This window comes from Thiomicrospira microaerophila (assembly GCF_000934765.1).
Lineage (GTDB): Bacteria > Pseudomonadota > Gammaproteobacteria > Thiomicrospirales > Thiomicrospiraceae > Thiomicrospira > Thiomicrospira microaerophila.
Window position 1 is genome coordinate 1 of record NZ_JYNN01000078.1, and the last position, 6058, is coordinate 6058.

General features: G+C 41.2%; 7 protein-coding genes and 1 pseudogene. 5 read left to right on the forward strand and 3 right to left on the reverse strand.

Annotated features, from left to right (window positions below):
- Positions 1-395 precede the first annotated feature (395 nt).
- From NA59_RS12335 to NA59_RS12345, 3 genes are read left to right on the forward strand one after another with little or no spacing between them, the layout of a single operon-like run.
- The gene (locus NA59_RS12335; RefSeq protein WP_044413313.1) at positions 396-1010 is read left to right on the forward strand and encodes a hypothetical protein; all 615 of its coding nucleotides are present in this window, start codon (positions 396-398) and stop codon (positions 1008-1010) included.
- Positions 991-1368, forward strand: a complete 378-nt coding sequence (locus tag NA59_RS12340) for a hypothetical protein (RefSeq protein WP_044413316.1) — start codon at positions 991-993, stop codon at positions 1366-1368. Before NA59_RS12335 ends, NA59_RS12340 begins: the two co-directional genes overlap by 20 nt.
- Positions 1346-2572 (forward strand): hypothetical protein, encoded by a 1227-nt coding sequence (locus NA59_RS12345; RefSeq protein ID WP_044413319.1) that lies wholly within the window; start codon positions 1346-1348, stop codon positions 2570-2572. The genes NA59_RS12340 and NA59_RS12345 overlap by 23 nt, the downstream gene beginning before the upstream one ends.
- 68 nt (positions 2573-2640) lie before the next feature.
- On the opposite strand, the gene NA59_RS12350 is transcribed toward NA59_RS12345, so the two are convergent.
- Together NA59_RS12350 and csm6 are read right to left on the reverse strand one after the other, a co-directional pair.
- Complete coding sequence (locus tag NA59_RS12350) at positions 2641-3546, reverse strand: hypothetical protein (RefSeq protein WP_044413322.1); 906 nt, start codon at positions 3544-3546, stop codon at positions 2641-2643.
- Between the two features lie 10 nt (positions 3547-3556).
- Positions 3557-4690, reverse strand: a complete 1134-nt coding sequence (gene csm6, locus NA59_RS12355; protein WP_044413325.1) for a CRISPR-associated ring nuclease Csm6 — start codon at positions 4688-4690, stop codon at positions 3557-3559.
- A 139-nt stretch (positions 4691-4829) separates the two neighbouring features.
- Between csm6 and csx16 the strand changes: the two genes are divergently transcribed.
- Positions 4830-5120: a CRISPR-associated protein Csx16 gene (csx16, locus tag NA59_RS12360; protein ID WP_044413327.1), complete on the forward strand. Its 291-nt coding sequence runs from the start codon at positions 4830-4832 to the stop codon at positions 5118-5120.
- 108 nt (positions 5121-5228) lie between these two features.
- On the forward strand, positions 5229-5402 hold the full coding sequence (locus NA59_RS14880; RefSeq protein ID WP_269763854.1) for a tyrosine-type recombinase/integrase: 174 nt from the start codon (positions 5229-5231) through the stop codon (positions 5400-5402).
- 400 nt (positions 5403-5802) lie between these two features.
- Here the strand turns inward: NA59_RS14880 and NA59_RS15600 are convergent.
- A pseudogene (locus NA59_RS15600) lies at positions 5803-5943 on the reverse strand (transposase); the annotation flags it as partial.
- Positions 5944-6058 lie beyond the last annotated feature (115 nt).

Here is a 6058-nt window from a genome sequence, read left to right on the forward strand (position 1 = left end):
TTGGCGGGACGACCGCGTTTTTGATTGAGCTTGGCATAGTAGCTTTGGGCGAAGTCATCCCATGGAATGCACTGTGCAAGTTGAACCCAGCGGTTTTGTGGATCAAGATCTGATTGGAAGGGCCAATCGAATTCGCTGAGTGATAATTGGGTTACAGAGTGGTCTCGAATCATTTTTGTGCACGCTTTTTTATATCTTGGGGCTGAAAAACTGTGCATTACTATACCACAAAAACAAGTATTTTTGTTTTAAAACAATGATTTATATTTTCTGAGCAGACTCTAAGTATCCACAAGGGGGTTAACATCACAAGTTTTTGAAATCGGACTTACCCATAAGGCATGACTAAACTGTTTACGAAAAGCTTAGTTATTAATTTTAAATGGAGTAGAAAAATGAGAAGTATACTTATTAAGCCCTTAGTCTTTTTTATATCTGCCACTGTGCTATCCGGCTGCTCTAGCACCCTGAGCAAAACGGAGATTGCAAAGGAGGAAGCGCAAATTCAACTAATGCAGGCCAAGGCGCAGCAGGAGCGTGAAAAACAAGAAAATAAGCGTATGCAACAGGTGTTGTCGGACGTGCCTGATTGGGTACTTAACCCACCCAGAGCCGATGATCTTGGATTCTATGGCGTGGGCATTGGTAAGGATGCGGATTTGATGAATGCGACACGTAAGGCGCGCTTGCAGGCTAGTTTTGAGATTGCCAATACCATGCGCGCTGAGTTGTCGGGTGAAGATACGATGAATCAAGGGGATTACCGGTTTGTGGTGAATCGATTTGTTGATAAGGTCAATATCAGTGGTGCAGAAGTTGTGCGCCAGGAGGTTAAGCCTGTGCAAGGTGAGTTCCAAAGTTATGTGTTGATGCGGTTCAATTATGCGCAGTTTGATGCATTGATGGCAAAACAAGCTGAGCCGGACGAGCGACAATCACTTGAGTTTGCTTATCAGCGTTTGATGCAAAAAGTTGGGCGTGGTGATACCCGTGCAACGCCTGCACCTTAGGCTGTTCATTTCTGGCTTGCTATGGCTTGCTGGTGTTGGGTTGTCGCAGGCCTGCGCTTTTGAAGAGGTTAGCGCCGCCACTTTGGCTCATGAACGCGTGTGTTTGGGTGGTCAGCCGCGCTACCAGTCCTGCGTGATCAACGATCATCCATTATCCAAGCAAATTGCACGTGTGTATTTGCAAGCTATTTTTTCCCGGCTTAAAAACCTGGAAATTGCGGGGAAGGATAGTGTCGATAGAGCTGGCTATCAACATCAGATCAGTACGCACAGTCGCAGTTGGATTCAGCTGGGTACCATTGAGTATTTATTTTTTGAATTTCAGGAGAAACAGTATGTTTGCGCCATTACACAGTAAATTTTTTGCCCTTAGCTTTGTTATGTTGTTGGGCGTTTTTAACCAGGCCTGGTCGTTTAGCACCGAGATTGAGCAGCGCTATTATTTAGGCGATGGCGATTCAAGAGTGGCGGCGCGTGAAATGCTGTTAAACCAAATAAAACAGCTGGCGGCGAGCCAGGCGGGCAGTTATATTCAAGCTGATCAAACCTTAGATGCTTCTGGTCGTTACACCGAAACGATTACGGCACTGTCTGCAAGTTTAGTCAAGGTTCATCCTATGTCAGAGGTATTTGGCACGGATACTAAAGGCATTTTTCTAACGATGAAGGCGCGCGTTGAGGTTGATGAGTCTGAGCTTCGTCATCGTATCCGAGCGATGCAGGCCGATCAGTCTAAAGCTAAAGCATTGAATAGTTTGCAGACTGAAAATCAAGCTTTAACACAAGAGTTAAAGCGTTTACAAACAGCGTTAGCTAACCGTGCATTAACGCTGGAGCAGGCCAATAATCTTACTCGCCAACAAAGCGAAGTTTATCAAAAAATTGAACGCAATCAGGCGGCGGCTCAAAGTGTGTTTAGCCAAGGCACTTTATTTAGTATGGCTCAGCAAAATGCGAACCGTGAACAGGAGGTGCGTGATCAGTTTGCACAGAGTTATCAGCGCAGTTGGCAGAACTTCTCGCGCCAATTAAAGCCAAAAGTTCATAGTGTGAATGGTAATGAGGTCATTGTAGCGATAAAGAACTTTCGCCCAACGCAGTCCATGTCTAATTTGGTAACCGGTTTGTCAGGTCCCGACCACTTTAATCGGTCAGGCTCATTCGGTCGCAAAGAATACACACTAGGAGCTTTCCAAATTAAGCGTTTGGCTGATAGCGCACAACAAAGAATTAAGGCCATTTCGCCCTATATCGCGTCCAATCCTGTGTTTTTAGAACTAGAGCTGGCCGGTGTTAAAAATAGTGCCCAAATATTTGGTTTTTTTACCGCTGGACATATGAGTGGCGACCCTTACACACCTAATTCAAGCGTTGATTTAGCCAAGTTTAATGATTCTATTTTTGGCAATGGATTTACTAAAGACAGCATTGGTTTTATTAACCGTGAGTCTTTTAGAAACACCGCGTGGTATATTCAAGACGATACAATATTTTTTCGCTTCAATCTAAACCAACAACAAATGAATAGTGCAGACCGGATTGAGGCGCGTTATAGGTTCTGATTATTATTAAGTACAATTAACTTGAAACTGAGCGTTGGTTTTATATCATTCACAGTCAGTTTCAAGTTTTAGCCCACAGCGAGCTCACTTTTATTATCATTCACGATATTTTGTAAATGGAGTGGCCAAGGCTTGTTGGTATCAACGTAACCCGTGTAAACATGCTTTTTATCAACCGTCGATAAAACCGCCGCCAACGAGTAGGTTTTTTGTCCGGCTGTGACATCGACCATGATGATTGGATTACCGTTGCGTGCCGTATGCAACTGTATTTGGCCTTCAATCTCTTTTGAGACCTTGTCTATTTCATTGAAGTTCACCGTTTCAGCACGACTAAAGGTAAAGGTTTTTTGTTCTTCATTCAGTTTCTGTCGAAGTGCTTCAAGCATATGTTCAAATGCTGGAAACTGCTTGCTTGATTGCTCACTTGAGATTATGACAAACTCGGCATTATTAGTGAATTTTGTGACTTGATAAATCAAACGGAGTTGTTGTTGCCATGAGAAACTTGAAAGGATGATTTCTTTATCACAATTTAATTTTTCTAGTTCAGATTTGAGATTCTTATAGTCCGTTTGGCATATTTTTTCGACTGAAAAGCTTGAGAATAGCTGATTGATACATTTCTTAATTCTATCGTTGGGTACAACTCCATTATCGTCACGAATTTCAGATACAGATGTTATAACAATCTCTGTTTTTCTTAACGTGGTTCGGTATGCATTTTGGGTTATTTCTTTGAAAGAACGCGAATCAGGTTTACATAAGTCATCCGTGATGGTTTTAGCAATCATCATGGCTATCATCAATGAAACCAAACCAATTATAAAAAAAATCACTTGTTTGGTTAGGTTAGCATCTTCAAGCTCAATAACGTTTTTTAGCACACCATCAATTAAAAATGTTGTGCCAATTGTAATTAAAATTATAGTTGCTGAAATCGTTAGTACTTCTTTAGAAGATTTTATTCTCATGGATTGTTCCTTAGTTAGAGAAGCTAATTTTTTCGGATGGGATTTTTAAACCGTGTAAGCTTACGCGGTTCATTTTCTTTGGTTGTATATCATAAAGAAAGGCATTGACCCCGAGCTCATTCTTAATCGCTTTTTTTATGCCATTTTTGCGTTGGGATACAAAGTCTTTGGTCATGCCATCTTTAATGGACTCTAGGGTTCGATCCATATCACGCATTTCATTTATAACGCGCTCTTTTACTTCGATATATTCATCTCGGTAGGTGGTATCAGGATAGCCTTCGTGAGGAATTTGAATCCCAGGTAGGTTGTTTTTTAAACGCTCTACCATCCAGCAGTAGAATACAAAATTTGCAGGTGATAGTTCAATTCTTTTATCACCTATTTGTAATGTACGTGTTTTGATGTCAATGATAACATCAGGATCTTCAAAGCTGCGTTGAAGTTGGTGAACCAATGTTTGAAAGTCTTGAGTATCATCAATGAGGCTTCGATCTAGGGCATGGCGCAATCTAACAATCGGTAAATAGGCAAGATCAACTTTTGCATCACGTACGTCCATTATGTCTTGTTGATCACGCGTTCTTATAATGCTGGAATAGGGCGTAGGATAGAAAAAATTGGGATGGCCTTCAAACTGCGGTTCGACCAATACATGGGAGAGTCGATCTTGTTCACGCCCAAACATGGATAGCGCGTAACCGGCATAAAACCCCATTGTTTTTCGTCCACCTGCAATGGATACGTGTAATGCGCAATTGTCGTCTGCGCTAAACTGGCGAATATGTTTACTTATTTGGTTAGCAACGGCATTGTTTTCTTCGGGTGTGCGTATATCATCAATGGGTTGACCTTGATCATTCATCAGTGTGTGAATATGATTTTCGTTAAAGTCGATGCCTTCAATATCATAGTCCTGACAAAATCGATGAAACCAGCCTCCATTTTCATTAAACAAGGCGAGTTTGCAGTGCTGAGCGCCTTTTGTTGTGGTGAGTAAGTGAACTTCAGTCGGTACGAACGGCTCGTCATTGATGGCCAATGCATAGAGGGTTTCCGTTAAAATCTGCGGTGAAAGCCCAATTACGGAGTAAAGTATTCGTCTGGGATATTGTTGTGGCGTTTTTATGTTTTTTTGTTCCATTTTATGACCATAATAGGTTTAAAGTACGCTTATTATAAACGCGAATACCTAGATAGTGGTTTTCAAAAACTTGTGGTTTGACGAATTCATATGCTACTGGTTTATACTTTAGCTCTAAATAAGATAGAAGGATTTTTAGATGAGTGTATATGTTGTAACACGTCACAAAGGGGCACTAGATTGGTTGGTTGAGGAGGCGTTTTCATTTGACCAACACCTTGAGCACTTGGATTTGTCAATGCTAAAATCGGGTGATACGATTGTTGGAAACCTGCCTATTCCAATGGTCTCGGATATGAATGCGATGGGGGTAGACTACTGGCACTTGGCTTTTAATGTGCCATTTGAATTAAGAGGGGTTGAATTGAGCGCTACTCAACTTAGAGAGCTTGGCATCAGCTTGCAGCCGTATCGCGTTGAGGCTTTGTAAAAACTTTAAGTTAATCGATTTAAACATACCAACGCAGGCACTAGATCAAAAATGGTTTAGCGACACAACGTTATTGAAAGAAAAACTTGGCCAGGCCTGTGAAGATAGCTGCGCACCGCATGCCCTTCGACACCCTTTGCCAACACACTCTTTGAGATGAATGTTGACCAAAATACCGTTCAAAAAGCGATGGGGCATGCCAGTCTAACCACCACGCAACGCTATGATAGACGTAATGATGACGAGGTGGCGCGAGTTGCGGAGGCGTTTAGCTATGGATAATACTAAAGTTAATGCAACAAAAAAATTGTTCATATTTTCACAATCTGTTTTTCAAATTTTTGAGCATTCCACTCGTACAATGGCCGCATATATCATCTAAAGACACTACAGCGAAGAGACGTCGATTTTTTTCAAAAAAATATAAATTCTTTAAGCCGTCCAAAACTTGATTATATGGCTTGAACTAAATACCCGCAAAAAAACCCAAAGAAATTTTTTTCCATTGGCATATACTAGTGACAGAGAAAACTTTCTCTAAAAAAATTTAACTTATTTAGAGGTGTATAAATTATGTTTTTTGAACAATTCAATTTTATCGAATCCCGCGTAAAACCCCGTCGTTCACGGCGGGGATATAAGCGGAACAGGCAAAACCTGTTTAGTGTAGTCGTTGTTGCTGCTAAATATATTGTTTAATAATCGAGAGTGGCGCACCGCCACAACTTCCTGCAAAGTAGCTAGGACTCCAAAGCGTATTTCCCCAGCGTTTTTTCTGAATTTCAGGGTAGTTTTTTTTCCCAATTAACCGACTTGAAACGCCTTATTAATTTGCATAGACCCACTCCTTTTTGTATAGTTATAACCATGAAACAAACTATCCGCAAAGCCTTTAAATTCCGACTTAATCCACATTCTGTTCAGGTACAGAAGATGGT